The 26,679-nt window shown below is 69.5% G+C and carries 30 protein-coding genes; 17 read left to right on the plus strand and 13 right to left on the minus strand.

Annotation, left to right across the window (positions count from 1 at the left end; translation table 11 throughout):
- Positions 1 to 20: 20 nt before the first annotated feature.
- From AB4078_RS16045 to AB4078_RS16055, 3 genes are all read right to left on the minus strand, one after another.
- Entirely contained in the window at positions 21 to 563 is a 543-nt protein-coding gene (locus AB4078_RS16045; protein WP_441977960.1) for a YbhB/YbcL family Raf kinase inhibitor-like protein, read from the minus strand.
- Between the two features lie 289 nt (positions 564 to 852).
- A complete protein-coding gene (locus AB4078_RS16050; protein ID WP_441977961.1) occupies positions 853 to 1,665 on the minus strand; it encodes a 3-keto-5-aminohexanoate cleavage protein in 813 nt (270 codons plus the stop codon).
- Between the two features lie 18 nt (positions 1,666 to 1,683).
- Positions 1,684 to 2,463 carry a cyclase family protein gene (locus AB4078_RS16055; protein WP_441977962.1) on the minus strand — a complete coding sequence of 260 codons (780 nt, stop codon included), beginning with the start codon at positions 2,461 to 2,463 and terminating at the stop codon, positions 1,684 to 1,686.
- 125 nt (positions 2,464 to 2,588) lie between these two features.
- On the opposite strand from AB4078_RS16055, the gene AB4078_RS16060 reads away from it, so the two are divergent.
- The 7 genes from AB4078_RS16060 to AB4078_RS16090 are packed head-to-tail and all read left to right on the plus strand — an operon-like array spanning position 2,589 to position 9,877.
- The gene (locus AB4078_RS16060) at positions 2,589 to 3,197 is read left to right on the plus strand and encodes a TetR/AcrR family transcriptional regulator (protein ID WP_441977963.1); all 609 of its coding nucleotides are present in this window, start codon (positions 2,589 to 2,591) and stop codon (positions 3,195 to 3,197) included.
- A 10-nt stretch (positions 3,198 to 3,207) separates the two neighbouring features.
- Positions 3,208 to 4,509: a hypothetical protein gene (locus AB4078_RS16065; protein WP_441977964.1), complete on the plus strand. Its 1,302-nt coding sequence runs from the start codon at positions 3,208 to 3,210 to the stop codon at positions 4,507 to 4,509.
- Between the two features lie 48 nt (positions 4,510 to 4,557).
- A complete protein-coding gene (locus AB4078_RS16070; protein ID WP_441977965.1) occupies positions 4,558 to 6,123 on the plus strand; it encodes an ABC transporter substrate-binding protein in 1,566 nt (521 codons plus the stop codon).
- 16 nt (positions 6,124 to 6,139) lie between these two features.
- Positions 6,140 to 7,159, plus strand: coding sequence for an ABC transporter permease (locus AB4078_RS16075; protein ID WP_441977966.1), 1,020 nt, complete (start codon positions 6,140 to 6,142; stop codon positions 7,157 to 7,159).
- Positions 7,159 to 8,043, plus strand: a complete 885-nt coding sequence (locus AB4078_RS16080; protein WP_441977967.1) for an ABC transporter permease — start codon at positions 7,159 to 7,161, stop codon at positions 8,041 to 8,043. Before AB4078_RS16075 ends, AB4078_RS16080 begins: the two co-directional genes overlap by 1 nt.
- Positions 8,044 to 8,045: 2 nt before the next feature.
- Positions 8,046 to 9,059 carry an ABC transporter ATP-binding protein gene (locus tag AB4078_RS16085; protein ID WP_441977968.1) on the plus strand — a complete coding sequence of 338 codons (1,014 nt, stop codon included), beginning with the start codon at positions 8,046 to 8,048 and terminating at the stop codon, positions 9,057 to 9,059.
- Positions 9,056 to 9,877 (plus strand): ABC transporter ATP-binding protein, encoded by an 822-nt coding sequence (locus tag AB4078_RS16090; RefSeq protein ID WP_441977969.1) that lies wholly within the window; start codon positions 9,056 to 9,058, stop codon positions 9,875 to 9,877. Before AB4078_RS16085 ends, AB4078_RS16090 begins: the two co-directional genes overlap by 4 nt.
- A 66-nt stretch (positions 9,878 to 9,943) precedes the next feature.
- Here the strand turns inward: AB4078_RS16090 and AB4078_RS16095 are convergent, their stop codons facing one another.
- Genes AB4078_RS16095 through AB4078_RS16105 form a run of 3 tightly spaced genes read right to left on the minus strand, consistent with a single transcriptional unit; the run spans position 9,944 to position 11,784 of the window.
- A complete protein-coding gene (locus AB4078_RS16095; protein WP_441977970.1) occupies positions 9,944 to 10,231 on the minus strand; it encodes an antibiotic biosynthesis monooxygenase in 288 nt (95 codons plus the stop codon).
- Between the two features lie 17 nt (positions 10,232 to 10,248).
- Positions 10,249 to 10,761, minus strand: a complete 513-nt coding sequence (locus AB4078_RS16100; protein WP_441977971.1) for a cupin domain-containing protein — start codon at positions 10,759 to 10,761, stop codon at positions 10,249 to 10,251.
- Between the two features lie 39 nt (positions 10,762 to 10,800).
- Entirely contained in the window at positions 10,801 to 11,784 is a 984-nt protein-coding gene (locus tag AB4078_RS16105) for a polysaccharide deacetylase family protein (protein WP_441977972.1), read from the minus strand.
- A gap of 76 nt (positions 11,785 to 11,860) precedes the next feature.
- Between AB4078_RS16105 and AB4078_RS16110 the strand changes: the two genes are divergently transcribed.
- The 4 genes from AB4078_RS16110 to AB4078_RS16125 all read left to right on the plus strand — a co-directional run bounded on the left by AB4078_RS16110 (position 11,861) and on the right by AB4078_RS16125 (position 15,359).
- Positions 11,861 to 12,625 (plus strand): aspartate/glutamate racemase family protein, encoded by a 765-nt coding sequence (locus tag AB4078_RS16110; RefSeq protein WP_441977973.1) that lies wholly within the window; start codon positions 11,861 to 11,863, stop codon positions 12,623 to 12,625.
- Positions 12,626 to 12,633: 8 nt separating this feature from the next.
- Positions 12,634 to 13,650, plus strand: a complete 1,017-nt coding sequence (locus tag AB4078_RS16115; RefSeq protein WP_441977974.1) for a LacI family DNA-binding transcriptional regulator — start codon at positions 12,634 to 12,636, stop codon at positions 13,648 to 13,650.
- A 73-nt stretch (positions 13,651 to 13,723) separates the two neighbouring features.
- The gene (gene pyrE, locus AB4078_RS16120; protein WP_441977975.1) at positions 13,724 to 14,299 is read left to right on the plus strand and encodes an orotate phosphoribosyltransferase; all 576 of its coding nucleotides are present in this window, start codon (positions 13,724 to 13,726) and stop codon (positions 14,297 to 14,299) included.
- A 133-nt stretch (positions 14,300 to 14,432) separates the two neighbouring features.
- Positions 14,433 to 15,359 carry an ROK family protein gene (locus tag AB4078_RS16125; protein WP_441977976.1) on the plus strand — a complete coding sequence of 309 codons (927 nt, stop codon included), beginning with the start codon at positions 14,433 to 14,435 and terminating at the stop codon, positions 15,357 to 15,359.
- 131 nt (positions 15,360 to 15,490) lie between these two features.
- On the opposite strand, the gene AB4078_RS16130 is transcribed toward AB4078_RS16125, so the two are convergent.
- The 5 genes from AB4078_RS16130 to AB4078_RS16150 all read right to left on the minus strand — a co-directional run bounded on the left by AB4078_RS16130 (position 15,491) and on the right by AB4078_RS16150 (position 18,161).
- The gene (locus AB4078_RS16130; protein ID WP_441977977.1) at positions 15,491 to 15,658 is read right to left on the minus strand and encodes a hypothetical protein; all 168 of its coding nucleotides are present in this window, start codon (positions 15,656 to 15,658) and stop codon (positions 15,491 to 15,493) included.
- Positions 15,655 to 16,227, minus strand: a complete 573-nt coding sequence (locus AB4078_RS16135) for a YdeI/OmpD-associated family protein (RefSeq protein ID WP_441977978.1) — start codon at positions 16,225 to 16,227, stop codon at positions 15,655 to 15,657. The genes AB4078_RS16130 and AB4078_RS16135 overlap by 4 nt, the downstream gene beginning before the upstream one ends.
- A gap of 3 nt (positions 16,228 to 16,230) precedes the next feature.
- Complete coding sequence (locus tag AB4078_RS16140; RefSeq protein ID WP_440734369.1) at positions 16,231 to 17,058, minus strand: HAD-IIA family hydrolase; 828 nt, start codon at positions 17,056 to 17,058, stop codon at positions 16,231 to 16,233.
- Positions 17,059 to 17,125: 67 nt separating this feature from the next.
- Positions 17,126 to 17,758, minus strand: coding sequence for a metal-dependent transcriptional regulator (locus tag AB4078_RS16145; RefSeq protein ID WP_441977979.1), 633 nt, complete (start codon positions 17,756 to 17,758; stop codon positions 17,126 to 17,128).
- A gap of 73 nt (positions 17,759 to 17,831) precedes the next feature.
- Positions 17,832 to 18,161: a hypothetical protein gene (locus tag AB4078_RS16150; RefSeq protein WP_441977980.1), complete on the minus strand. Its 330-nt coding sequence runs from the start codon at positions 18,159 to 18,161 to the stop codon at positions 17,832 to 17,834.
- 216 nt (positions 18,162 to 18,377) lie between these two features.
- On the opposite strand from AB4078_RS16150, the gene AB4078_RS16155 reads away from it, so the two are divergent.
- The gene (locus AB4078_RS16155; protein ID WP_441977981.1) at positions 18,378 to 19,067 is read left to right on the plus strand and encodes a DUF1003 domain-containing protein; all 690 of its coding nucleotides are present in this window, start codon (positions 18,378 to 18,380) and stop codon (positions 19,065 to 19,067) included.
- A gap of 88 nt (positions 19,068 to 19,155) precedes the next feature.
- Here AB4078_RS16155 and AB4078_RS16160 read toward each other — a convergent pair whose 3' ends face one another.
- Positions 19,156 to 20,445: an Nramp family divalent metal transporter gene (locus tag AB4078_RS16160; RefSeq protein ID WP_441977982.1), complete on the minus strand. Its 1,290-nt coding sequence runs from the start codon at positions 20,443 to 20,445 to the stop codon at positions 19,156 to 19,158.
- Positions 20,446 to 20,581: 136 nt separating this feature from the next.
- Between AB4078_RS16160 and AB4078_RS16165 the strand changes: the two genes are divergently transcribed.
- From AB4078_RS16165 to AB4078_RS16180, 4 genes are all read left to right on the plus strand, one after another.
- On the plus strand, positions 20,582 to 21,277 hold the full coding sequence (locus AB4078_RS16165; protein ID WP_441977983.1) for a TrmH family RNA methyltransferase: 696 nt from the start codon (positions 20,582 to 20,584) through the stop codon (positions 21,275 to 21,277).
- Between the two features lie 70 nt (positions 21,278 to 21,347).
- Entirely contained in the window at positions 21,348 to 22,622 is a 1,275-nt protein-coding gene (locus AB4078_RS16170) for a sensor histidine kinase (RefSeq protein WP_441977984.1), read from the plus strand.
- A complete protein-coding gene (locus AB4078_RS16175; protein WP_440734362.1) occupies positions 22,619 to 23,275 on the plus strand; it encodes a response regulator in 657 nt (218 codons plus the stop codon). The genes AB4078_RS16170 and AB4078_RS16175 overlap by 4 nt, the downstream gene beginning before the upstream one ends.
- Positions 23,276 to 23,365: 90 nt before the next feature.
- Positions 23,366 to 24,574 (plus strand): hypothetical protein, encoded by a 1,209-nt coding sequence (locus AB4078_RS16180; protein WP_441977985.1) that lies wholly within the window; start codon positions 23,366 to 23,368, stop codon positions 24,572 to 24,574.
- Between the two features lie 108 nt (positions 24,575 to 24,682).
- Here AB4078_RS16180 and AB4078_RS16185 read toward each other — a convergent pair whose 3' ends face one another.
- Positions 24,683 to 26,014 carry an MATE family efflux transporter gene (locus AB4078_RS16185; RefSeq protein WP_441978085.1) on the minus strand — a complete coding sequence of 444 codons (1,332 nt, stop codon included), beginning with the start codon at positions 26,012 to 26,014 and terminating at the stop codon, positions 24,683 to 24,685.
- Positions 26,015 to 26,167: 153 nt separating this feature from the next.
- On the opposite strand from AB4078_RS16185, the gene AB4078_RS16190 reads away from it, so the two are divergent.
- Complete coding sequence (locus tag AB4078_RS16190; RefSeq protein WP_441977986.1) at positions 26,168 to 26,653, plus strand: hypothetical protein; 486 nt, start codon at positions 26,168 to 26,170, stop codon at positions 26,651 to 26,653.
- Positions 26,654 to 26,679 lie beyond the last annotated feature (26 nt).

Consider the following 26,679-nt stretch of genomic DNA (forward strand, 5'->3'; position numbering starts at 1 on the left):
TGGTATCCCATCTGCGATGTTCACCGTTCCGACGGGTCTGCCGTGCCGACCAGGATGCCGCGCGCCAGCACGTGGAAGTGCCGGTTGAAGCCGAGCACCGCCGGGGTCTCATCCCCGTGCAGGTCGATCTCCTCGATGTCCAGGGCGTCGACGGTGATCACATAGCGGTGCACGCCCGTACCGGGAGGCGGAGCGGCGCCGATGTAGCGCTGCAGCCGGGCCTCGTTCGGCACGGTGATCGCCGGGGCGGGAAGGGATCCGGGTTCGCCGTCTCCGGCGCCCGCGGGCAGCGAGCGCACATCGGCCGGGACGTTCGCGACCGCCCAGTGCCAGAAGCCGGATCCGGTTGGGGCGTCCGGATCGTAGACCGACAGCGCGAAGCTCTTCGTGCCGGCCGGCGGCTCGCCCCACACGAGGCCGGGGGAGCGGTCGTCCCCGCCCCGGGACGCCGACCAGGCCCACACCGGCAGCGGCCCGTCCGCGTCGAAGTCGGGGCTGGACAGTTCCAGCGGCGGCACCGGCTTCAGCCGTGCGAGCGCGGCGTAGGTGTCGACGTCGAGCATGGGATCCTCCTTCGTCGCAGCGGCGTCACGCCGTCGCAGGCCCTGACATCATCGCATCCGATGATGCTCGGGTGTCAGGGCGACGTCTGCTTCCACACATTCCGCATGGAGGACGGGCGCATCCGCGACTACTCGAGTACTCGAGCGCGAAGATGCTCTACGACGTCCTCGGTGTCGAGCTAGCGCACATCGGGTTGCCCGCCGGATGGCCTGGGGACGTCTGAGGCGCGTATGCCGGTCTCGCGAAAGGGGCCGATCTGCTCCAGGGAACGGATCGGGCCCCTTCATGTCACCGAGCGAGCGCCAGCAGATCTCTGGTCTGATCGACAGTGGCGACCTCCCGGTCGAGGTCGCGCACGAGCTGCACCGTGCGGGCGACGAGCGGGTCGTTGCCGGGTGCGGGTCGTCCTTTGCCGAGGTAGAGCGTGTCCTCCATGCCAGCGCGGGCGTTGCCGCCGAGCGCGAGGCCGATAGCGGTGAGTTCGAGGTTGCTGCGGCCGATCGCGATGATCTGCCATACGCAGTCCTCGGGAAGGCGCTTCACCATCGTGATGAGGTTCTCCGCGGTCGCCGCCGCGCCGCCGCGCACGCCGAGCACGATGCTGAACTGCAGCAATTCGGGCAGCAGGCCCTCGTCGCGCAGGCGCAGGCATTCATCGATGTGACCTGTGTCGTAAATCTCGAGTTCGGGCTTGACTCCGAGGTCCAGCATGCGGCGCGCGAGGTCGCGGACGCCCGCGGGCGGGTTGAGGAACTCGCCCGTCCCGAACGTCATCGAGCACGGGTTCAGCGTGGCCATCGCAGGAGCAAGGTCGACGAGCGCCGCGCGCTCTTCGAACGGAACAGTCAGGCCGACGCCCGTGGAGAGCTGGATCAGAATCGGGCAGCGGTCTTCGATCCGCTGTACGACCTCGCGAGCTATACCCAGGTCCGCGGTCGGGCGCTCGTGCTCGTCGCGCAGGTGGACGTGTGCCACGGATGCGCCGAGGTCGTAGGCGTGACCGACGGCCTCGGCGATCTCGGCGGGGGTGGTGGGCAGGTTCGGGTTGTCGGCTTTCGTGGCGATGGGGCCGGTGGTGGCGACGGTTACGACGACGCTCATGGTGGACTTCTCTCGGTTTCAGTCGGCGGACGGAAGGACGGCGACGACGCGCGCCCAGCCCGCCGACGCGCGGGCGATCTTGACGGGGAAACAGGAGACTTCGAAGCCGGTCGCGGGGATCGACTCGAGATTGTGCAGCTTCTCGATATGGCAGTAGCCGATCTCGCGGCCGGCGCGGTGGCCCTCCCAGATGATGGACGGGTCGTGGTCGATCGCGAATCGTTCGGCGGTGTACGAGAACGGCGCGTCCCAACTCCAGGCATCGGTGCCGGTGACTCGCACGCCCTGCTTGAGAAGGTGCAGCGTCGCATCGCGGCCGACGCCGCAGCCCCGGGACACGTAGTCGTCCTCGCCGTACCTCGCGCCAGCGCTGGTATTGACGAGCACGATATCGAGCGGTTCGAGGGCATGTCCGATACGGTCCAACTCGCGGTCGATGTCGTCCGGGGTCACCACGTACCCGTCTGCAAGGCCGCGGAAGTCGAGCTTTACTCCGCGCTGGAAGCACCATTCGAGGGGTATTTCATCGATCGTCAACGCGCGCTGACCGTTGTCCATCGTCGAGGCGTAGTGATAAGGCGCGTCCAGGTGCGTGCCGCTGTGCGTGGTCAGCTGGATCCGCTCGATAGCCCACCCCTCCTGATCGGGGAGATCGTCGACCGTCGCACTCGGGAAGAACGCGAGGATATCGTCGCGGGTCTGGGTGTGGTCGAGGTACTCGATGCTCGGCAGCAGGCCGGGCGGGTCGGACGCGATGCCGTTCATCAGCGGGACCGACAGGTCGATCAGCTTCCGCATATGACCTCCAATTCTCATCCTGTACGATCGTACAGGGGATCGATCCCACGGTACGCGCGGAGGTGCTCGCTGTCAACGGGCGGACCGCGGATAGGATGCCGGAAAGGCCTTGAGGAAGGGGCGCCGTGAGCGAGGAGCCGTCCACAGAGCGCAGAGTCCGGATCCTCGACGTCGCGCAGGATCTGTTCGCCGAACATGGCTTCGAGGCCGTGTCGATGCGCGACATCGCATCCGCCGCCGGAGTCTCGCTCGCGCTTCTCACTTATCACTTCGGTACGAAGGACCGGCTCTACCGCGAGATCTTCACCCGCCAGAAGGCAGTCCTCGAAGCGCGCGTCGCCCATCTGCGCGCGGTCGATCCGGCCGCCGAGGATCGTCTCGACCTGATCGTCGCCGCGTTCGTCGAGCCGCAGATGCAGCTGCGCGAGACACCCGCTGGGCTCGCCTTCGCCCAACTGCTGGCGCGTGAAGCGACGGATCCATCGTCGGAGCGACGCGGCATCATCGAGGAACTCTACGACCCGATGGCCCGGCAGTTCATCGCGGCCCTCCAGGAGGCGCTGCCGGGCGTGCCCGCCGATCGGATCCGGTGGGGCTACCTGTTCGCCGTCGGAGCCATGAGCATGAGCGCACTGGACGAGCGGGTGCGACGATTCGGCGATGAGGCAGGGTCGACCCTGGCGGAGAAGACCGAGTTGCTGAAGGCGTTCATCCGCGGCGGCTGGAGCGCCTGAGCTCCGGCCCGTGGCCGATCAGAACCGCCGACGCGGGGCGCGGTCGGTCACAATCCGAATGCTTGTCTGTACGGTCGTACAGCAATTCTTGTTTTTCTTTGCGTCCGAGTGGTTTGGGGGGTATCGTACGTGCATGGGAACGATCCCAAACCCTCCAGTGAAGGAGTTGTCACAGACGATGAACAGCGCGAATCCGGTGCCCTACGGCTTCTTCGGCGTGCATCACGACCGATACAGCGCCATGTCCGTTCCCACCATGGAGCGCGAATTCGCCCTGATGCGGGAAAGCGGTGTGGAGACGCTGCGCGTGACGTTCCTCTGGAACCAGATCCAGCTCTGGTATGCGCCGCGTTTCACAGGGCATATCGAAACGGTCTCGGACTTCATCCGCACCGACGCGATCGTCGGGACGGCCGCGCGCAACGGCCTGCGCATGGTCGGCACGATCTGGGGCGCCCCGCCGTGGGCGACCGGTGGTCTTCGCCCCGGGGAGGTTTCCCGATTCGGCTTCACGGCGTTCGGCGGAGTACCGGAGCACACCGAGGACATCGCCAACTTCCAGCGCGACCTCATCGAGCGGTATGGGCCGGACGGCACGTTCTGGGTGCAGAATCCCGACATCCCTCCTCAGCCGATCCGCCTGTGGCAGCCCTGGCAGGAGCCCGATCGCCCCGCCTTCATGCCGCAGCCGTTCGACGTGGACTACTTCGTCGAGATCGCGCACGCCTGTCACGACGCGGCTAAGGATGCGGATCCCGGCTCGATCGTGCTCGGCACCGGGATCGGCCCCGAAGCGGTGAGGCCCGAGCTGCTGGACAGCATCTACCGCGCCGGATATCGAGGTGCGGCCGACGCGATCGGCCTCCATGTCTTCCCCGCCGACGCCGACGGTCTGCTCGACGCGATCCGGGTGAACCGCGAGGTGATGGCCCACCACGGTGACGGCGACCTGCCCGTCGTGATGAGCCAGCTGAGCTTCTCGTCCGCGCTCGGGGTCAGTCGTCTCGACCCGCCGAACCCCAACATGTACGACGAAGCCGGACAGGCCGCCCGAGTGGGTGAGGCCCTGATCGCGCTCGCGGAGAACCGCGAGTCGCTGAACATCTTCGGCGCCTTCTACCACGGCTGGTCCGGCCTCGAAGAGGAGCCGCCGGCTCCGCGCAGCCCGGACCCGTGGAACTTCACCGGCCTGCGCAAGGTGGTCGCCGACGGTACCTTCCGCAGCAAGCCTGCGCTCGACGCCTACCGTGGCGTCGCGCTCGGCGCACAGGCGGCACGTGCGCGGGCCGCCGCCGACCGTCCGCAGAGCTGACCCCGAACCCTGCAACCCGAATCCCTGCCCTCAAAAGAAAGACGCGAAATGCAAAGATGCACTCGTTCACTGATCGCCGGCGCGATCGTCGCCGGAGCGCTGCTCCTCGCCGGCTGCGGCGGCACGTCGAACGGCGGCGGCAGCGCTCCCACCGGAGCGGCCGCCCCGGGCAAGCCGCTTGTTCTGCTCACCCCGCTCAACACGCTGGATCCGCTCCTCGCGACGACGGTCCAGAATGACATGCCGGATGACCTGCTCTACGACTCGATCATCGACTACAACAGCAAGGGCGAGATCGTCCCGCGGGTCGCCACCGAATGGAAGGCCGCGGCCGACATGAAGAGCGTGGACCTCACGCTCCGCAAAGACATCACGTTCACGGACGGCACGAAGCTGACGGCGAAGGACGTCGTGTACTCCATCGAGCGCAGCCAGGCAGCCGGTGCCGGCGTCGCGGGTCTGCTGAGCGGCGTCGACAAGGCGACCGCCACGGACGACCAGCACGTGACGGTCACTCTGAAGGACGCCGACGCGACGTTCGTCGGCGCCCTGAGCAAGGTGTACGTGCTGAACTCGACGGAAGTGCAGAAGCACGCAGGCGCAGACAACGCCCAGGCATGGTTGGCCGCCCACGCGGCAGGCAGCGGTGCCTACACGCTCTCGGACTACACGCAGGGGAACATCGTCAAGATGACGCTGAACCCGAAGTACTGGGCGCCGCTGAACGGGCGTCCGTCGACATTCATCATGCAGAACATCACGGAGCCCGCGGCTGTGGCAGCGGCGCTGAAGTCGGGCTCTGCGAACATGTCCCTGTTGCCGCACAAGGACGTCCAGGAGATCGCGAAAGACTCCCGCTTCGCCGCAGGGACGATCCCGAGCGGTGGTCTGAACTACTTCTTCTTCAACACCCAGAAGGGCGTCACCGCGGATCCACGGGTGCGTGAGGCGATTTCGCTGGCATTCGACTACGAGGCGTTCCTGAAGAACACTTACGGTGGCGAGGGTCAGGTCGCGGCCCAGATCGGCAGCCCGCTGCTCGGCTATGACGCAGGCCTTGCCGCGCCTGCGATCGACCTGGACCGGGCGAAGAAGCTCGTCGACGAGGCCGGTGCGTCGGGGGCGAAGCTCACGATGGTCTACCAGCCGACCCGCCCGGACCAGCAGCCGGCGGCGATCCTGCTCCAGTCCGGTCTGAAGAAGATCGGCATCGACCTCGAACTGCAGTCGACGACGTTCCAGAACTACCTGGCTTCGCTGTCCTCTGTCGATACGACGCCCGACCTGGCGATCGCCTCCGAGTACCCGCGGTACCCCGCCGCGCAGGCTTTGCTGAATGGCATGCTCAACTCGAAGTTCGTGGGCACCGGCTCCAACAAGAGCCAGTACGCGAACCCGCAGGTGGACGCGCTGCTCGCCCAGGCTCAGGTGGCCGGCGACGACAAGGCGCGTGACGTCCTCTACGTCCAGATTGAGAAGCTCGCGGCGAAGGACTTCGCACTCCGGCCCGTGAACACCCTGATGTGGGAGTACTCGATGTCCGCGAACGTGAAGGGCCTGGAGGCCAACCCCGCGCGGATCCTGCTCAACCCCATGTCCCTGACGACCAAGTAGGAAGGGGCGGCTCGAGGTGATTCACTTTCTTCTGCGCAGGCTGGCGTTCGCGCTGATAAGCCTATGGGCCCTGATCACGATCGTCTTCCTGATGATCGCGGTGATCCCGGGCGATCAGGCCAAGATCGCCGCAGGCGAGGGTGCGTCACCCGAGATGATCGAGCAGGCGAGGCAGAGGCTCGGCCTGGATCAGCCGCTGATCGTGCAGTACGTGCGATATCTGATGCGGCTGGTCCAGGGCGACCTCGGGACATCCACGTCGACGTTCCAGCCGATCGCCGACAACCTGCGAGACGCCTTCCCCTCGACCCTGGAGCTGGTGCTCCTGTCGATGGTCACGGTCGTGATCTTCGGGGTGTCGATCGCGTTGCTGGTCGTCGCCAACAAGGGCGGTTTCATCGACGGGACCGTCCGTGTCGTGGCCATCGCGGCCGCCGGCATGCCATTGTTCTGGACCGCCTTCATGCTGCAGTTGGGGCTGGCCGCAGGCCAGGCGATCCCGATCTCCGGAGTCCTCTCGACGCAGTACGTGGTCCCCAAGGTCACTGGTCTGCTGCTGGTCGACTCTCTGCTGTCGGGGCAGCCCGACGCGTTCGGCGACGCGTTCCTGCACCTGCTGCTGCCGGTGTTCGTCCTTGCGCTGCCACAGACCGTGGTCATCATCCGCACGCTGCGGACCTCGATGCTGAACGAGATGCACGAGGAGTACATCTTGATGGCTCGTTCGAAGGGTGCGAGCACGGGGCGGATCCTGATCCGGCACGCGCTGCCCAACGCGATCGTGCCGATGGTCACGGTGCTCGGCCTGCAGGTGGGCTACATGCTCAGCGGCGCCGTCATCATCGAGTCGATCGTCGCGCGCCCCGGTGTGGGGGCCTACCTCACCAGTTCGGTGCTGCAGAAGGACACCTTCGCGGTACTGGGCACGGTGCTGTTCATCGGAGCTATCGTCCTGCTGGTGAGCCTGCTTGTCGATCTGTTCCAGCTTGCCATCGACCCGCGTGTCCGTCGTGGCATGGTGACGAGGAGCTCGTAATGTCGACAACCGTTCTGAAGGTCTTCCGCGGCGGCAGCCCGACTGGTGGTCTGCGCGGTCGCCTGGGCCCGGCGAAGCAGCTCTGGTTCGATGGCGTCGTCGTCGGGCTCGTCGTCCTCCTGGTGCTGCTGGCGGCGTTCGGCGGCCTGCTGGCGCCGAACGATCCGTTCCTGGTCGACCTCGGCAAGGCGTTCATCCCGCCGGGCCCCCAGCACCTGCTCGGCACGGATGAGAGTGGCCGCGACGTCCTGTCGAGGCTGATGACCGGTGCGGGCACGACCCTGCTGTCCGCCCTCGTGATCGCCTTGTCTGCCGGCGTCATCGGCGTGATCATCGCCGCGCTGGCTTCGCTGGCCGGCGGGTGGCTCGACGAGGCCGTGATGCGTCTGTGCGACATCGTCCTCGCGATCCCCGCGCTGATCCTCGCGCTCGGCATCGCGATGGCGCTCGGCCCCAGCCTCCAGTCCGCGATCATCGCCTTGATCGTCGCGATGTGGCCGGGCACCACCCGCATCGTGCGCAGCTCGATGCGCAAGAACATGGAGGAGCCATATGTGGAAGCGGCCAGATCGCAGGGGGCGTCAAAGTGGAACGTCGTGTTCCGGCACGTGATCCCGAACTCGCTGGACGTGGCCATCGTCGACACGGCCTTCAGCATCGGAGGGATCACTCTGATCCTCGCCAGCTTGTCCTTCATCGGCGTCGGCGCACAGCCGCCGAGCCCGGAATGGGGCGCGATGGCCGCCGACGGCCGCAGCTACGTGCTGACCTCGTGGTGGATCACGGTCGCACCCGGCCTCGCAATCATGGTCGCCGCTGTCGCGTTCGGCCTGCTCGGTGAGGTGCTGCAGGCCCGGTTCAATCCGTCGCAGGGAAGGCGATGATCATGAGCGCAAGCCCTCGGCTCGAAGGCGGCGGGTCAGCCGCGCCAGACTCCATCCTGGACATCACCGATCTGAGCGTCACGATGAACAGCGCCGGGCGGGATATCCGCATCGTCGATGAGCTGTCGTTGCGCATCGCGCCCGGCGAGCGGGTCGCCCTGGTCGGCGAGTCCGGCTCGGGGAAGAGCGTGACTGCGCGCGCGATCATGCGGTTGGATGACAGTGCGACGTTGACCGGCTCCGTCAAGCTCGACGGTCAGGAGCTGGTCGGGCTGCCGGAGAAGCGGATGCGGGCACTGCGCGGAGCCCAGGTCTCGATGGTGTTCCAGGATCCGCTGCGCACGCTGAACCCGCTGCGCACCATCGGCGACCAGATCGCCGAGCCGCTGCGGATCCGCGGCGTGAGCAAGCGCGACGCGCTGAAGGCTGCGGAGGAGACGCTGGACAGCCTCGGCGTGGTCGACGCGAAGGCGAGGATGCGGGCGTACCCGTTCGAGTTCTCCGGAGGCATGCGCCAGCGCGTCGCGCTCGCGATCGCGCTCATCGCCCGGCCGAAAGTACTCATCGCGGACGAGCCGACGACGGCACTGGACACGCGGGTGCAAGAGCGGGTGCTGCGGCTCATCGACGACGCCGCCCGCGAGCGCGGGGTGGCAGTGCTGCTGATCACCCACGACCTCGGCGTCGTCGCCGGATTCGCGGATCGCGTCGCCGTGATGTACTCGGGCCGCAAGGTCGAGGACGCTCCGGTCGACGTGCTCTACTCATCGCCCTCGCATCCCTACACCGAGGGGCTTCTGGCGGCGGTTCCACGGCTGGACGAGGATCAGGCGGAGCTGGTCGCGATGCCCGGGGCCTCGGCCGCGCCCGGCAGCCGTCCCTCCGGTTGCGCGTTCCATCCGCGCTGCCCGTTCGCGATGGAGATCTGCCGGGCGACGCTTCCGCTGCTCTCTGAACGGCCGGATCGTGCAGGTCAGGTGGCCTGCCACCTGCGGACCATGGAGGAGACGGCATGAGCGAGCGTGCACTGCTGGAGGTCGAGGGCCTCCACAAGACCTATTCGATGTCGGGGCGGCCTAAGACCCACGCGCTGAACGACGTCGCGCTGTCCGTGCCCGAAGGGTCGGTGACGGGTCTCGTCGGCGAATCCGGATCGGGCAAATCCACATTGATCCGGTGTGTGATGGGATTCGAGAGGCCGGATTCCGGGACCATCCGTTTCGACGGCACGGACATGGTGGGTGCCTCGCGCGCCGACTGGGCGACGTTCCGACGTGAGGTCCAGATGGTGTTCCAGGATCCATACTCCAGCCTCGACCCCCGGATGACCGTGGAGAGCCTCGTCGGCGAGGGCCTGCGGCTCCAGCAGCCCGGCCTGTCCCGTGCCAAGCGCCGAGCGCTGGTCGTCGAGGCGCTGGAGAGCGTCGGGCTCGCGGAAGAGCATCTGCCCCGGCGGTCCGCCTCGTTCTCGGGTGGGCAACGGCAGCGGATCGCGATCGCCCGTGCCATCGTGATGCGGCCCCGGCTGTTGATCTGCGACGAGCCGGTGTCGGCGTTGGACGTGTCGGTGCAGGCGCAGGTGGTGAACCTGCTGAAGCAGATGCAGCGGCAGTTCGGCCTCTCGATGCTCTTCGTCGCACATGATCTCGCAGTCGTGCGGCATCTGTGCGACACGGTCGCCGTGCTGGAACACGGCAACCTTGTGGAGTCGGGCCCGACCAGGGACGTTTTCGCGTCTCCGCAGGCCGAGTACACGCGCGAGCTGATCGCGGCGAGCCCGGTGCCCGATCCGGTCGTGCAGCGGGCTCGGATGGCGGCACGACCGGCGGTCTGAACCCGGGAACAGCACAAAGGGGGAGACGCGTGACGCCTCCCCCTTTGTGCTGTTCCCGGGCGAACCTCAGACCAGTTCGTCGAGTCGAACGACGCGCGGCGGCACGGCCGCCCAGCCGTGCACTGGGGTCGCAGTGACGGCATCGATGATGGCCGGCAGAGTCCGCCGGGCCGCTTCCTCATCGCGCCACATCGTGATGGCGAAGATCCGGCTGCCGTCGAGGCTGCGGCCCATATAGAGGTCGATGAGCCCGTCAGCGGGGGCGATGACCCCGGCCGAGATCTCGCGCAGGATGCGCTCGGTATCGTCGAGGCGGTCGGTGCGGGGTTCGTGGATGGCTACGTGCGCGTACATGGGGCTCCTTCTGCGGGTCAGTGGTCGTCGTCGGGGCTTTTCGCTCCCGTGCGGCTGGCGCCGGGCAGGCGCGTACCGACGAAGCGCATGCCGTTCGCATCGGCGGCGCGGTGGACCGTGTCCATCGGCAGGGGCACGAAGTCGGCGGGTGGCAGGCTCAATGCGGGGGCGGGTTGTCCGATGGCGCGGAAGTAGTCGACCCAGGGGGATCCGGGCGTGCCGATCATCAGCACGCGTGCCACGGTGTCACCGTCGACCCGGTAGGTGTGTGCGACTCCGCGTGCCGCGAAGACGGAGTCGCCCGGGCGCAGCGTCGTGAGCACACCGTCGACCTGGAAGGTCATCGCGCCTTCCAACAGGTGGTACAGCGTGTCCGTGCGCTCGTGCAGGAAGGCGTTCGGGCCCTGACCCGGGCTCATCCACGCCTCCAGGAGCGAGGCCGAGTCTGATCCGGGTTGCGGCGCGTGGCGCACGATGGTGAGGCGCCCCCCGGTCCAGAGCCCTTCGGGCAGGTCTGCGGATGCGGGCATCTCTTCTCCTTCGGTGCGGGGATCGGTCAGGCGGACGGATCAGACGAGAGGGCGGGCCGCCTGCAGCAGGCGGCTGAGCGAGGCATCCGCCTGCAACGGGGTGCGCTCCACCTCGCTCAGCCACCAGTGGGCGATGTCGATTCTCCGGGCGAACCAGACCCCCTCGTGGCGGAGCATGTGCTCGAGCAGGTCGCGGAGCGCTTCGGCGCGTGCAGGCTGACCGATGATGCGGCTGTGCAGTCCGATCGTGAGCATCTTCGGCGAGTGCTCGCCCTCGCGGTAGAGGCAGTCGAACGCGCGCCGGCAGTCGTCCAGGAAGGAGACCGCGGAGGAGAAGCTCTGGCCGGGGGCAAACTTCGAATCGTTGGTCACGAAAGTGTAGGGGATGACGAGCGAGGAACGACCGCGCACGTCGACGGTGTACGGCAGGTCGTCGGCGAACGATTCCGAGTCGTACACGAAGCCGCCTTCCTCTTGGAGGAGCTCGCGGGTGTGCTTGGACCGGGGCGCACGCGAATACCAGCCGTAGGGGCGGGTGCCGCACGTCCGGGCGATCGAGTCGACGGCGAGCGCGATGTGCTCCCGCTCGACCTCGGGTGCGAGCGTCGAGATCTTCTCCCAGCGCCAGCCGTGGGCGCAGACGTCGTGGCCGGCCTCCTGGATGTAGGCGCCGACCTCGGGGTTCAGCTCGAAGGCGCGTGCGCACCCGAAGAACGTCGCGGGCAGCCCGTAGTCGTCGAGCATGCGCTGAAGGCGCCAGATCCCGGCCCGTGAGCCGTAGTCGTAGATCGACTCGGTCGCGAGATCGTGGGTGGAGGACGGGTAGCCGAGCTCGGGGGGCGGCTCGACCTCCAGATCACCGGGTTCGGCGCCGTACTCGGAGCCCTCTTCGTAGTTGACGACCAGGTTGACCGCGATCCTGGCGCGGCCGGGCCAGGTGACGGTGCGGCCGTGCCGGCCGTAGCCGATCAGGTCGCGTGGTTCGGGGCGGTACGCCTCCGTTGCGGTCGAGAGTTCGGACACGTGTTCCCCTTCATGCTCGTATGGGAACGATCCCATGTTCGAGTCGCGATTGTCAAGTGTGTGAAAGACTTCCCGCATGATCGATGCAGCCGGAGGGCACGGGCACCTGCTGGTGCTCAACCCGAACACGACGGACGCCGTCACCGCACTCATCGACGAGCGCGTCCGGCGTGCGCTTCCCGCCGGGTGGAGCGCCGAAGCGCGCAGCGCCCATTGGGGCACGCCATCGGTGGAGACCGCGGTCGACATGGCGATAGCCGGGCTGGCGGTCGCGGACGAGGTGATCGATCATCGGTCCGACGGCGTACTCGTCGCGGCGTTCGGCGACCCGGGTCTGTCTGCGAGCCGTGAACTGGCAGGAGTGCCCGTGGTCGGGATCGGCGAGGCGTCCACACTGCTCGCGGCACGGTTCGGCGAGTTCGCGGTGCTCACCATTCAGCCGGCTTCCGTGCCAACCGTGCGCGCGATGCTGCGCGCGAACGGGGTCGAGTCCGGCTGTCGACGGATCGAGGCGCTGCCCGTACCCGTGCTCGCCGCGGCGGACCCCGCCGCCGTCCGCGTGCTGCTGAGAGACGCGGCCACGCGGATCGTCGAAGATCCGCACGTGCGCAGCATCGTTCTCGGCGGAGGGCCGCTCGGGGTGCATGCCGAGTGGCTCGAGGAAGAGTGCGGTATCCCGGTGATCGATCCGATCTCCGCGGGCATCGATCGTCTGATCGCCCTCGTCCGTGCGAGTACCTCGGAGTGCGCATCGCCGTCGATCGATCCGAAGCCGTTCGTCGGAGGCTACGACTTCCTTGAGCGGATCGCCACGCGGCTCTGGGCCGCAGAACAGGGATAGGGGTTCGGATGCCGACGATCATCGATGTCGCCAAGGCGGCGGGCGTGTCGCGATCGACCGCGTCCAGGGCGCTGTCGGGTCATCCGAGCGTCGATGACGGTACCAGGGCACGCGTGGTGCAGAGCGCGAAGGACGTCGGATACCGGGTCAACCGGCTCGCGAGCGGGCTTCGCAGTGGACGCTCGTACCTTCTGGGGCTCGCCGTGACCAACCTGGTGAACGCATCGATCCAGGAGATCACTCAGGTCGTGCAGCGGCACGCGCGGGAAGCGGGGTACAAGGTGCTTCTCGGTGTGACCAACGGCGACCCGCTGGTCGAGGCGGGCGTCATCGAAGCGTTCGCGGAGAGCCGCGTGGACGGGCTGATCCTGATGGGGTCCGTCGAGAACGCCGAGCTGATCAACCAGACGATCGACTCAGGGACGCCGATCGTCGGCATGATCCGAAACCCGTCCGGGCTGCATCTGCCAGTGGTGCTGCCCGACAACGTCGGCGCCACCCGGGCGGCGACGAGACATCTGCTGGGGCTCGGACATCGAAGGATCGCGTACATCGGAGGCGCTCTCGAGCTGGCATCCGGCATGGAGCGCTTCCAGGGCTTCTCGGATGAGATGGCGGCCGCAGGCGCGCCGATCGACACCGGACTCGTGCTTTCGGGACCGTTCACGCCGGAGTTCGGCGTGTCAGCGGCCGCGACGCTGCTGGAGCATCGGGAGCAGTTCACAGCACTCCTCGTGGCCAACCATGAGGCGATCTTCGGAGTCCTCCCCGAACTCGTCCATGCGGGAGTGTCTGTGCCGGACGAGCTGAGCCTTATCTGCGTCGAGGACGTCTCTTGGTTCTCCGCCTGGCGCCCGCCGATCACGGTCATCGACATCGATCCGGACGGGATCGGCGAGACCGCGTTCGACGTGCTGATGCGCGAGATCTCCGAACCTGGCGTCGCGGTGCAACCGCCGGTACGTCGCGAGGCACGACTGATCGAGCGCGGCTCCTGCGGTCCGGTACGCGGTGCGCCCTCGTGAACCGATGCCGTCCCGGCCGCATCGGGTCCGGTCGGCCATCCAAGCCCTGAACCCTCCGCCCTAGACTGATCCTGTGACGCTCAGCACCCCCGAACTCGAAGCCGACCGCCAGGCCCTCATCGCCCTGATCAAGGACGAGGCGGTGTTCCACGGAGACTTCACGCTGGCCAGCGGCAAGCAGGCGACCTACTACGTCGACATGCGCCGGCTCACGCTCGACCATCGTGCCGCGCCCGCGATCGGGCGCATCGTGCTCGACCTGATGCAGGGACTCGGCGACATCGCCGCCGTCGGCGGTCTCACGCTCGGCGCCGACCCGATCGCCAACGCCGTCCTGCACGAGTCGGTGCGCGCCGGAGCTCCGGTCGACGCCTTCGTGGTGCGCAAGGAGCCCAAGGACCACGGCCGCGGGCGTCAGATCGAGGGCGCCGACGTCACGGGCAAGCGTGTCGTCGTGGTCGAGGACACCTCGACCACGGGCGGATCCCCGTTGAAAGCCGTCGAGGTGCTGCGCGCCGCGGGCGCCGAGCCGGTCGCCGTCATCTCGATCGTGGACCGCAAGACCGGCGCGCAGGCCGCGATCGAGGCAGCGGGCCTGCAGTGGCTCGCCGCGATCGACCTCGACGACCTCGGGCTCGACCCGCAGTGACCTTCGCCGCGACCTCGGCCGCGGCTCTCCGCGACGTCTGCACGACGTTGCGACGTCTGCACGATCGGATCCCGGATCCCGTCCTGCATCCGTCCCCGGATCGTGCATCCGTCCCCGACATCAGGAGCATCGCATGACCGGATCCGGATCCGCAGACCGCCGGGTCGCGCTCGCCGTCGACGTGGGCGGGACCAAGCTCGAGGCCGCCCTGGTGCGCGCCGACGGCACCGTGGTGGACGGCACGCGCAGCCGCCGCCCGACCGGCCCCGACGCGACCTTCGACTCGCTGCGCGCCGCGGTCGGGGAGGTCGTCGCCCACGCCCTCACCGGGCTGAGCGCGGATGACGAGCTGGTCGGCGCCGGCATCGGCAGCGCGGGCCCCGTGGACCGCGTGCAGGGCACGATCGTCCCGGTGAACATGCCCGGCGCGCACGGCTTCGGGTTGCGCGACGCCGTGCGCTCCGCCGCAGAGGAGGTGCACGGGGCCGCGGTCGAGACCGTGCTCGCGCACGACGGCGGCTGCCTCGCGCTGGCCGAGTCACGGTACGGCGCCACGCGCGGCGCCGCGGCATCGCTGTCGATCGTGGTGTCGACCGGCGTCGGCGGTGGGTTCGTCGTGGACGGTCGCTACCTGCCCGGATCCTCGGGCAACGCCGGCCACCTCGGCCAGGTGCATGCGACACCCGAGCTCACCGTGGAGCAGGTCGCCTCCGGTCCTGCGAGCGTGGCCTGGGCCCGCACGCAGGGATGGTCGGGACAGCAGGGCGAGGATCTGGCCCGCGACGCGCAGGCGGGGGATGCGATCGCGCGCGCCGCGATCGAGCGCTCCGCTCGCACGGTGGGTGCGGCGCTCGCCGACGCCTCGACGCTCGTGGATCTGGAGGTCGTCGCGATCGGCGGCGGATTCTCCCGCGTCGCCGAGGACTACATCGACCTCGTCCAGGCCGCGCTCACCGAGAGCGCGCAGCACGACTACTCCCGCCGCACGCGCGTCGTCCGTTCGGGTCTCGGCGACGAGGGGCCGCTCATCGGCGCCGCGGCGCTCGTGCTGCGCGCATAGATCAAGCTCGTGCTGCGCGCGTAGATCCAGGAAGGCTCCACTTCTGTAGGACGGAATCCACGGATCCGTCCTACAGAAGTGCGAAAGTCCTGTGGAATGGCGCGCTCACCGGTCCGGTAGTCGAGGGGCGCTCAACGACCGGGTGAGCCCTTGTCGTCCTCATCCCAGGGGCCTTCCCACCAGGCGCCGCGGTCGCGGGCGGAGCCACCACGGCGGTTGCGCACGAACTGCACGATCCACGCGGCGAGCGAGCCGAGCGCGATGACGGCCGCGACCCAGATGATCGGATTCGACGTCATGGCCGCTTCCCCTCCGCCGCGTCGGCGACGATCTTCGCGATCCGCGCGGCCCGGGTCTCGGCCCGCTTCGCCATCGCGATCTGCGTCAGGCCGACCTTCTTCGCCGACGGCGGGAAGGCGTCCCATCCCGCGCGCCCAGCAGGGGATGCGTCGAGCGCGGCGATGAGGTCGTCCGGCTCGATGCCGGCCTCGGGACCGTCCAGCACGCTCCAGGCGCCGTTGGCCTTGGCGACCTCGATCGCGCGGATCCCCGCGGCCTCGAGCAGGCCGGCCTCCTCGAGCAGGGCGATGCGGGCCTTGTTCGTCGCCGCCCAGCCGCTGGACGCGCGGCGCGGCGCGAACCAGAGCCCGCCGATCCGCTCATCGAAGCTGCGCACCGGACCGTCGATCCATCCGAAGCAGAGCGCCTGCAGGATGGCCTCCTCGTAGCCGACGTGCACATCGTCGTTCCCCGGCCGCGGCCGCACCAGCCAGGCGCCGGTCGCGGTCGCATGGTTCTCCGCGAGCCAGGCCCGCCAGGCGGCGGCGTCGGCGGCGACGACCCGCTCGCCCTCGTCGAGTGCGCCCATGGATCAGCCCTTGGTCTTGGGGGCCTTCTGCGGGATCGTGCGGATCGTCTCGGTGATGCGGGGGAGCAGATCGGCGACCGACTGCACGACCTCGTCCGGGCGGAACGGGTACTTCTCGATCTCGGCGGTGTCGCTGATCCCGGTGAGCACGAGAATCGTGTGCAGGCCCGCTTCGATGCCCGCGACGACGTCGGTATCCATGCGGTCGCCGATCATGCCGGTGCGCTTGGAGTGCGCGCCGATCTTGTTGAGCGCCGAGCGGAACATCATCGGATTGGGCTTGCCGACGACGTACGGATCCTTGCCCGTCGCCTTCGTGATGAGTGCGGCGATCGCGCCGGTGGCGGGCAGCGGCCCATCCGCGCTGGGGCCCGTGGCGTCCGGGTTGGTGACGATGAACCGGGCGCCGTCGTTGATCAGGCGGATGGCCTTCGTGATCGCCTCGAACGAGTAGTTGCGGGTCTCGCCGACCACCACGAAGTCGGGGTTCGTCTCGGTCATGATGAAGCCCGCGTCGTGCAGGGCGGTGAGGATCCCGGCTTCACCGATCACGAACGCGGATCCGCCGGGGAGCTGCTGCTGCAGGAAGTCGGCCGTCGCGAGCGCGGAGGTCCAGATCCGCTCCTCCGGCACGTTCAGCCCGCTGGTGCGCAGACGCGCGGAGAGGTCGCGCGCGGTGAAGATCGAGTTGTTCGTCAGCACGAGATAGGGGATGCCACTGCTCTCCCAACCGGCGAGCAGCTCGGACGCCCCGGGGATGGCGTCGTTCTCGTGCACGAGCACACCATCCATGTCGGTGAGCCAGCATTCGATGTCGTCGCGTTGTGCCATGCGCCCAGCCTAGGACTCCCGGATTACGGGTGGATGACAGCGCCCCCACCGATCCGGCTGCCCGCAGTCAGGCCGACAGCCAGACCGCGTCGGCGCCGTCGGAGGGGAGCGGAACATCGGAGCCCTCGATCCGCAGTCCGTCGCTGGTGACGACGACCTCGCCGCCGATCACCAGGCCCGCGGATTCCAGAGCGCGCAGCAGCTCGGGATCACGGTCGTCCACGCGCAGCACCCGGCCCTCGTGGCCTGTGGCGGCATCGGCGAGCAGCACGAACGGCTCGCGGTCGATGCGGCCCTCGGCGTCGGGGATCGCATCACCGTGCGGATCGAATCGCGGCCGTCCCAGGCGTGCGTCGATGCCCTCCAGCAGGCGGTCGCTGATGGTGTGCTCGAGCACCTCCGCCTCGTCGTGCACCTCGTCCCACGCGTAGTCGAATTCGCGCACGAGCCAGGTCTCGATGAGGCGGTGTCGGCGGATGATCGCGAGGGCGCGCTGCTCGCCCTCCTCGGTGAGGCGCACCGCACCGTAGGGCACGTGCGAGACGAGGCCGGCGGCAGCGAGCTTCTTCACCATCTCGGTGACACTGGACGGGGCGATGCCGAGCTTCGCGGCGAGCTGCGACGGCGTGATCGGCGCCGGCTGCCATTCGGTGTGCGCGAACACCGTCTTCAGGTAGTCGTCGGCCGCGGGGGATGCCACGGGTCCAGCCTAACCGCCGCCGTTGTCCTCCCACCTTCGAGTCGTCCCCCTGAGCACGACCTATAGGCCGTGCTCAGGGAAACGCGGCCTGGCCGGCGAAGAACATGATCCCGAAGCCGGCGAACGCGCCCAGCAGCGAGAGCCGACCGTCGAAGTCCTCGACGCCGCGCATGCCGATCGCACGAGCGCGGAACGACAGGATCAGGGTCAGGGCGCCCAGTGCGAGCTGCACCCAGGGGCCGCCCGCCGGCAGCAGCTTCGGCAGAGCGACGAGCAGGATCCCGAGTGCGCCTGTGACGAGCGATGCCCAGGTGCAGATGCGTACGGCCCGGCGTGCGGATGCCTGCGCCTCGGCCTTCTCGGCGGCGCGCTGCGCGGCGGACGGGCGGCGGGATCTGGCCATCCCTCGAGCCTACCGGCGGAGGCTGTGGGTCCTGCCTGGGCCGTATCGTCCGTCCGATGGATCCGGACGTGTGAGCTGCGGCCCGGCCTCGGGGACGGGGCCGGATCCGCCAGGACCGCCGCGTCGCCCCGCTCAGCGCGCCGCCGTGGCATGCCGGGACGACGCAGGAGACTGGATCCGACCCCGCGACGGCGCGGGCGGGCGAGGGAGCAGACCATGTCGAGCCAGCAGGCCATCTCGAGCGAGGACCTCGATGCGTTCCTCGGGCGACTGCCGGAGAGCAGCGCACGGCCGCTGCCGGAGAGCACCTGGCACGAACAGGCGCAGGAGCACCTCACACTGGGGGAGCGGTCTGCCGATCGCCTGCGCAACGCGATGGGCAGCTGGGGTTTCGTCGGCGGGTTCGTGCTGTTCATGGCGGTGTGGTGGACCCTCAACACGATCAAGAGCACGGCGTGGGATCCCTATCCGTTCATCCTGCTGAACCTGTTCCTCAGCATGCTGGCCGGTCTGCAGGGCGCGATCCTGCTCATCGCCGCGAAGCGGCAGGACGCGATCTCCGCCGCGCTCGCTCACCACGACTTCGACACCAACGTCGCCGCCAGGGTCGACATCGAGGCGCTGCTGGAGATCAATCGCCGCCAGCTCGAGATGATCGCCGAGCTGCAGGGCATCGCCCGCGCCCTGGTACCGGCGCAGACCGGTGGGGCGGCCGCGACGGACGTCGACGCGCAGGACGTCGCGACCGAGGTGGACGCCGCGAAGGCGACGGCGAGAGCAGCGGAGACCCGGGCCGAAGTCCGGGCGGAGGCTCAGGTCCAGGAGGACGGGAGCGGCTCGCCGGCCGTGCCCGAGAACGGATCCGGATCCGGATCCGGGTCCCTTCGACCGCGAGACTCCAATTGAGTAACGAGACTGCACGCCTGAGTCGCTGTCTCGTTACTCCGTTGCAGTCTCGCGGTCAGGAAACGCGGACGCCGGATCCGGTCCGGTGTCAGGACCCGCTCAGCAGCAGCCAGAGCAGCACGGCGTTGAGCGCGATGAGCAGGGCGGCGGCGATGATGCCCGCGATCGTGGTCCACGGTCGGTTGGCGTAGCGCCCGAGCGTGCGCTGCCGGGCGGTGAGCGCGACGAGGGGGATGAGCGCGAACGGGATCCCGAACGACAGCGCCACCTGGCTGAGCACGAGGGCGAAGGTGGGGTCGACGCCGAGCCCGAGGATCAGCAGCGCCGGGATGAGCGTGATGAGTCGCCGCACCGGCATCGCGATGCGGATCCGCAGCAGGCCGTGCATGATCTCGGCGCCCGCGTACGCCCCCACCGCGGTCGAGGCCAGGCCGGACGCGAGCAGGCCGACCGCGAACAGGGTGCCGATGAGCGGCCCGAGCTGCGCGCTGATCGCGGCGTGCGCGCCCTCGAGGGAGTCGGTGCCGTCCACACCGGGCAGCGTGGTGGCGGCCAGCAGCAGCATGCCGAGGTTCACGGCTCCCGCGACGACCATCGCCAGGGTGACATCCCATCGGGTGGCGGTGAGCAGCCGCGCGATCGGGGTGCGCGTGGTCGGCTCGGGGTCTCCGCCCGGGTGCACGGGGGCGGATCCGAATCGGTCCCTGGCGAGGGCGGAGTGCGCGTAGATCGCATGCGGCATGATCGTCGCGCCGAGGATCGAGGCGGCGAGCAGCACGGATCCGGAATCGGTGAAGCGCGGCATGAGCCCGCCGAGGGCGGCGGACGGATCCGGCGGGGCGACCAGCAGCCCGGCGAGGAACCCGATGGTGACCACGGCGAGCAGGCCGATCACGACGAACTCGAACGGCCGGGCGCCGCGTCGGCCCTGCACGGCGAGCAGCGCCATCGAGACCGCGCCCGTGATGAGGCCGCCGAGCAGCAGGGGGATCCCGAACAGCAGCTGCAACGCGACCGCGCCGCCGATGACCTCGGCGATGTCGGTCGCCATCGCGACGAGCTCGGCCTGCAGCCAGTATGCGCGCCGCGCGAACCGGTGCTGCAGCCGGTCGCCGATCAGCTCGGGGAGGCTGCGCCCGGTGACGACGCCGAGCTTCGCGGAGAGGTACTGCACGAGCCACGCGATCACGTTCGCCACGATGACCACCCAGACCAGCAGGTAGCCGTAGCCTGCTCCCGCCGTCATGTTGCTGGCGACGTTGCCCGGGTCCACATAGGCGACTCCTGCCACCAGCGCAGGGCCGAGCAGCGCCGCACCGCGGGCGGACGCCGCGGCATCGGCGCGCGAGGGTGCGAAGGTCACCGTGGATTTAGGCACACCGAAAACCTACCCCACTTTTAGGTGCGCCGAAATAGTCGGATCCCGTTCGCGGGCGTGCGCGCTCGACGACCCGAGGTGGGCGCGCCCGCTCGACAGCGCCGGGTGGGGGATCGCGCGCAGATACGCTGGCGGGATGCAGGATCCAGAGGTCGTCGGCGAGTCCGAGCCCACGCCCGAGTCCACTGCTGCACCCGAGCCAGCGCGTGCTCCCGAGCCCGCGCCCGAACCGGAGCCCACGCACGGCGTCGGCCCGTGGGAGGGGGAGTGGCCTGCCGAAGATCACCTCGATCCCGAGCTGCTCGCGAACGGCGACCGGCGCAACGTCGTGGACCGCTACCGGTACTGGCGGATGGAGGCGATCGTCGCGGACCTCGACACCCGGCGGCACGGTTTCCACGTCGCGATCGAGAACTGGCAGCACGACATGAACATCGGCTCGATCGTGCGTAGCGCCAACGCGTTCCTCGCCGACACCGTGCACATCATCGGACGACGGCGCTGGAACCGGCGCGGAGCCATGGTCACCGATCGATACCAGCACGTGATGCACCACGACACCGTGCAGGCGTTCACCGCGTGGGCGGAGGCCGAGCGCATCCCAATCATCGCCGTGGACAACCTCGACGGCGCCGTGCCCGTGGACCGGGCGGATCTGCCGGAGCGCTGCGTGCTGCTGTTCGGCGCGGAGGGGCCCGGGCTGTCGGACGAGGCGCTCGAGGCGGCGTCAGGGCACGTCGAGATCACGCAGTACGGATCCACCCGCTCGATCAACGCCGGAGCGGCCGCGGCCGTGATCATGTACGAGTGGTGCCGGAGGCACGCCGGCTGACGCCATGATCCGGATCCGTCTCACTCGCACGGGTGAGGACGCGCGCAGAGCCGCGTGCGAGCATGGGGACGTGCGGACAGGGAAGGCGCGGAGCGGCGGGCGCGGCGGCACCGTGCTGATCGTGGCGCTGGCCGCCCTCGTCTTGCTGCTGCCGATCAGTCTCGCCTCGCTCGCGTGGTCGACGCCGCACGCGGCGCCCCTGGTGACCGCAGGGCTCGCCCTCTCCTTCGCCGCACTGCACGGCGCGTCCCTGCTCGCGGTGCGGCATCCGAGGCCGGCATTCCTCCTGGCCAGCGCCGTGATGCTGCTGCTCGTGCTGATCCCCGCGGCGCGCGACGCCTCTGCGGCCATGCACCCCTCGGTCGTCGTCTACCTGCTCTGCCTGGCCCAGGTCGCCGTGCGCGAGCGGGTGCGGCTGTCGGTCATCGCGTTGGCCGTCGCGCTCGTGGGTGCAGGGATGATCGCGTGGGCCGAGCCGTCCTTCGGGTCCGGGACCGGGTCGGGCGCCGATGTGGGGCTGCTGCGGCTCGGCGCCTTCCTCGGGCTCGCTGCCAGCGCGACCGCCGCGTGGGCGTGCGGTCTGCTGGTGCGGTTCGCGACGAGCCGGGCCGAGGAGCGCACCGTCGTGCGCGTGCAGCAGGCGATCGCGGACGAGCGGATGCGCATCAGCGGCGAGCTGCACGACGTGGTGGCGCACGCGATGACGGTCATGATCGCGCAGTCCGAGGTGGCGCGGGCGCTGGTGCGCGAGTGTCCGGACGTCAGCGAGCAGGCGCTCGGCGTCGTCGTGGACACGGGCCGCGACGCATTGCGCGGCATGCGCGCGATCGTCGCGGCCGACGGTGACGCGCCCAAGGAGCCGCTGCCGACGGCGGACTCCCTGGCCGAGCTGATCGCCTCGGTGCGCAGCCCCGCGTGCGCGGTCGAGCTCGCCGAGAGCGGAGAGCGCCGCGACCTGGCCCCGGCGCCGGCGCTGGCGCTGCACCGTGCGGTGCGCGAGGGTCTCACGAACGCCATGCGGCACGCGTTGCCGCCGGTGCGGGTCGAGGTGCGCCTCTCCTGGACCGAGGGGCACGTGGTCGCGGAGGTCGAGGACGACGGCGGATCCGGACGCAGCGGATCCGATCTCGGCACAGGCACCGGTCTCGTGAGCCTGGCCGAGCGGCTCCGGCTGGCGGGCGGGTCGCTCGTGGCGGGGCCGGTTGCGGACGTCGGCAGCGGCTCGTCCGGGCTCGCCGGATCCCGCGGCTGGCTGCTGCGGGTCGAGCTCCCGGTGCTGAGCGAGAGCGACTCGGACAGGGTAGCGACGGTGACGCGCCCGGCGGATGAGGGGGACRGCGAATGACGATCCGGGTGCTGCTCGTCGACGACCAGGAGCTGTTCCGCGAGGCCGTGGCGATCATGCTGGCCCGGGACCCGCGCATCGCCGAGGTCGCGACCGCCGCTGATGCGCAGGGCGGCATCGAGCACGTCCGCGGCCACGCGGTTGACGTCGTGCTGATGGACATCCGCATGCCCGGCATGGACGGCATCGCCGCGACCAGGGAGATCCTGCGGTTGAAGTCCGGGATCCGCATACTCATGCTCACCACGTTCGACCTCGACCAGTACGTCGTCGAGGCGATCCGCGAGGGGGCGAGCGGGTTCCTGACGAAGGACGCGGCGCCGCAGGAGCTCGCCGACGCCGTCGTCGCGGCGGCCGCCGGCGACGCGGCCATGTCGCCGCGCGCGACGGCGGCGCTGCTGGGCTTCGTGCGCGAGGGCGGGCCCACGGTCGATCCCGAAACCGCRCTCGCGCCGCTCAGCGGCCGGGAGCGGGAGGTCGCGCGGGCGCTCGCGACCGGTGCCTCGAACGATGACATCGCGCGGACACTGTTCCTCAGCGCGAACACGGTGAAGACGCACGTGAAGGCGGTGCTCGCGAAGCTCGGCCTCGCCGACCGCGTGCACGTCGTGATCTGGGCCTACGAGAACGGCATCCGCCGCCCCGGACGCTGACAGCGCTCCTCGGGATCATCCCCGCGGGTGATCCGCAACCGTCCTCAGGGGCGACGCGGAGGACGGATCCGGATCCGTAGCGTGCCGAACATGAGAAACAGAACGCGTGTCGCACTGCTGATCCTCGGTGTCGTGCTGGGCACCGCTGTCGCGCTGCTCGGCGCCATCGGACTGCTCTTCGCCGGAGTGGTGCCCACGGGGGCGAGCCCGAGCCTGGTCTCGGCGGTCGTCGGCGCGCCCGCGGCGGCGGTGGTGTCGATCGCGGCGGGGCTCGCCGCGGTGGCCGTCGGAGTGCTCGGACTGCGCGGGCGCCGGGCGGACGCGTCGGTGAGCGCGGTCGGTGTCGCCGTCGCGGCGCCCGCCGGGCTGCGCATCATCGCCGTGACCGTGGCGCTGCTGGTGGTGGCGCTCATCCCGGGCGGGATCATCCCGGTCGCCGGGTACTCGTTCGTGCTCGTCGTGGCGGGGCTCGTCGTCGCGGGTCTCGTGCTGCTGACGGTGCGCCGTCCGTTGATCGGGGCGGCCGGGATCCTGCTCGTGATCGGCGTCGTCGGGTTCGCCGCGCTGCGGCTGCCGCTTGGCACGTTCGCGCCACGCGTGCTGGAGGCGCTCGCTCCGCGATTCGGCGAGCTGACCGTCTCGTTCGTGCACCTGGTCGCCGCGGGCGCGCTCGCCGCCTGGGCGATCGGCGAACCCGCGGTGCGCGGGCGGTTCGCCGCGGGCGTGCTGCGGCACCGGCGTGCGATCACCGTGGCCGCAGCGCTGTGCGCGCTGCCGTACGCGTTCTGTCGCCTCACGTGGCTGACGCCGTGGCCGCTGTTCGCGCCGCCGGCCGCCCTGACGCCCGATGTCCTGATGGTGGGCCTGCTGCTCGGCGGGGCGATGCTCGCGGCCGGGCTGCTCACGCTCGCCCTGTGCCTGCCGTGGGCGGACCGCTTCCCGCAGTGGCTGAGCGGCGTCGGCGGACGTCCGGTGCCCGCCGGACTCGCGGTGATCGCCGCATCGGTCGTGGCCGTGATGTTCACGGTCGGGGGCGTGGACCTGCTGCGCGTCGCCACGACGCGCGGATCCCTCGCCGTGGGCGTCGTCGAGCTGATGCTGGTGCTGCCGTTCTGGCTGTGGGGGCCGCTCCTCGGCGTCGCGACATGGGGTTACGCGATGCACCGCGGCCGGCCGGAGGAACGCCCCGTGGTGCCGCGGGCGATCGGCGACCGCGGGCTGTCGGACACGCTGCGGGCGCGCGCCACGGCCGAACTCGACGCGATCGAGGAGCGTGAAATGCATCGCAGCCGGCGCTGACGGCGACCCCGAGGCACCGGGGATCCGCGCTGTTGCTGTGCGGATCCCGGCGCGTCGTCGGATCCTGGCTCCTTTGGACGGGCGTTCCGTTCGTCAGACCTCGCTTCGTCAGACCTCGATCGAGAGCCAGCGTCCGGTGCGCACGCGCAGGCCGAGGGTCGCCAGCCTTGCGCACAGGTACACGCCGAAGAACGCGACGGCGAGCCAGATCAGGCCCGCGACGCCGTTCACCCCGGTCGCCGCGATGATCGCGAGCGCTGGCAGGAACGGCACGAGGTTCAGGCCGCCGGCGAGGGCGAGATAGCGTGCGTCGCCGGCCCCCATGAGCACCCCGTCGAGCACGAACACGATGCCCGCGATCGGCTGGGCGACGGCGAGCACGATGAGTGCGGGCTGGATCAGCGCGGCGAGGGCCGGGTCGCCGGTGAAGGCGAGCCCGATGACGGTGGACAGCGCCGCGATGAGCACTCCGACGATCACGCCGAACCAGGCGCCCCATGCGACGGTGCGGGCGAGTACGTGCCTGGCGCCGTTCGGATCCGCCGCGCCCAGACTTTTGCCGATGAGCGCCTGCGCGGCGATCGCGAGGGCGTCGAGCGCGAAGGCCGCGGCGGAGAAGATGGTGAAGACGACCTGCCAGCCGGCGAGCTCGCGCGTGCCGATTGCGGTCGCGACTCCCACCGTCGCGAGCAGCGCCACCCGCAGGCTCACGGTGCGCAGGAACAGCCAGCCGCCGGAGCGCGCGGATCCGCGGATTCCGGCGAGCTCCGGTGCGACCGAGGCCTCGTGCCGGTGCGCCAGGCGCCCGATCACGAGCACGTACGCCCCGACCATGCCCCACTGGGCGACGACCGTGCCGAACGCGGATCCGGCGATGCCCCAGCCGAAGCCGTAGATGAAGAGCCAGTTCAGCAGCGCGTTCGCGGCGAAGCCGATGCCCGCGATCCACAGCGGGGTGACGGTGTCCTGCATGCCGCGCAGCAGGCCCGTCGCCGCGTAGACGACGAGCATCGCGGGCAGCCCCCACATGGACGGCGCGAGGTAGGCGGCCGCCTGCGCTGCGACTGCGGGAGTGGCGCCGAACAGCGGGATCACCGCGGGGGTGAGCAGGGACCCGATCACCGCGAGCACCGCACCGAGGCCGAGCGCCAGCCACATGCCGTCGATGCCGACCGACACGGCATCGCCATGCTCGCCGGCGCCGAACCGTCGTGCGACGGCCGGCGTGGTCGAGTAGGCCAGGAAGATCATCAGTCCGACGATGGTCTGCAGGACCGCCGACGCGATGCCGAGCCCCGCGAGAGGCGTCGTGCCGAGGTGCCCGACGAGCGCCGCGTCGACCATCAGGAACGCCGGCTCTGCCACGAGCGCGCCGAGGGCGGGTACGGCGAGGCGGATGATCTCGCGGTTCAGGGTCGGCGCCGAGTCCGGGTGCGGCACCCCACGCTGGGTGTCGCCGGGCTGCGGGTTCGGCGTCGGGGAGGGCACCGTACGAGCCTAGGGGCGGGCGGGGACACGGGTCTGCGGCGTGCCGGCCGACATCGCCACGAAACGGCAATCGTCAGGATGGCGTGCTGTCTAGGCTCAGCGACTATGGGAAGCAATTGGATCGTAATCGCGGCTGCGGCAGTGACGGGCACCTTTGTTGTGATCTCTGGACTTCTTTCATTCATTTCCTCGCGAGGTGAACCACGCCAAGCCAAAGAACTACGTGCGCTATCGGAGATCCTCAAAGACATGCCACCCAGTCCGGGCCGCCAGGCGCTCGCCAAACGTCGAGAACTCATCGCCAAGAAATACGGCGAGTCGAGTACCGAGATCTTTTCGGATCTCGATCGGGCGATGCTGCTCGGGATGGGGCTCCTGGCACTAGGTGTGCTACTCGCTTCGATAGTGAGCGGAAATCTCACGCCGACTCTCGTTTCACTTGCCGGCTTTGCCGCGATCATGCTGTCAGTCATAGGCGTGGCTGTTCTCCTTGCCGCCTTGATCGCGGTTGTGTGGCGGACCCTTCGATCGGGGAGGGCGCACCGGGCGGCCCGTCATTCGGCGGAGGCTGATCGACCGCTGGAGGAATAGCCCGCCGTCATGGGCGGCGTCGTATC

Origin of the sequence: Microbacterium sp. 2MCAF23 (assembly GCF_052115565.1) — a bacterium.
GTDB lineage: Bacteria > Actinomycetota > Actinomycetes > Actinomycetales > Microbacteriaceae > Microbacterium.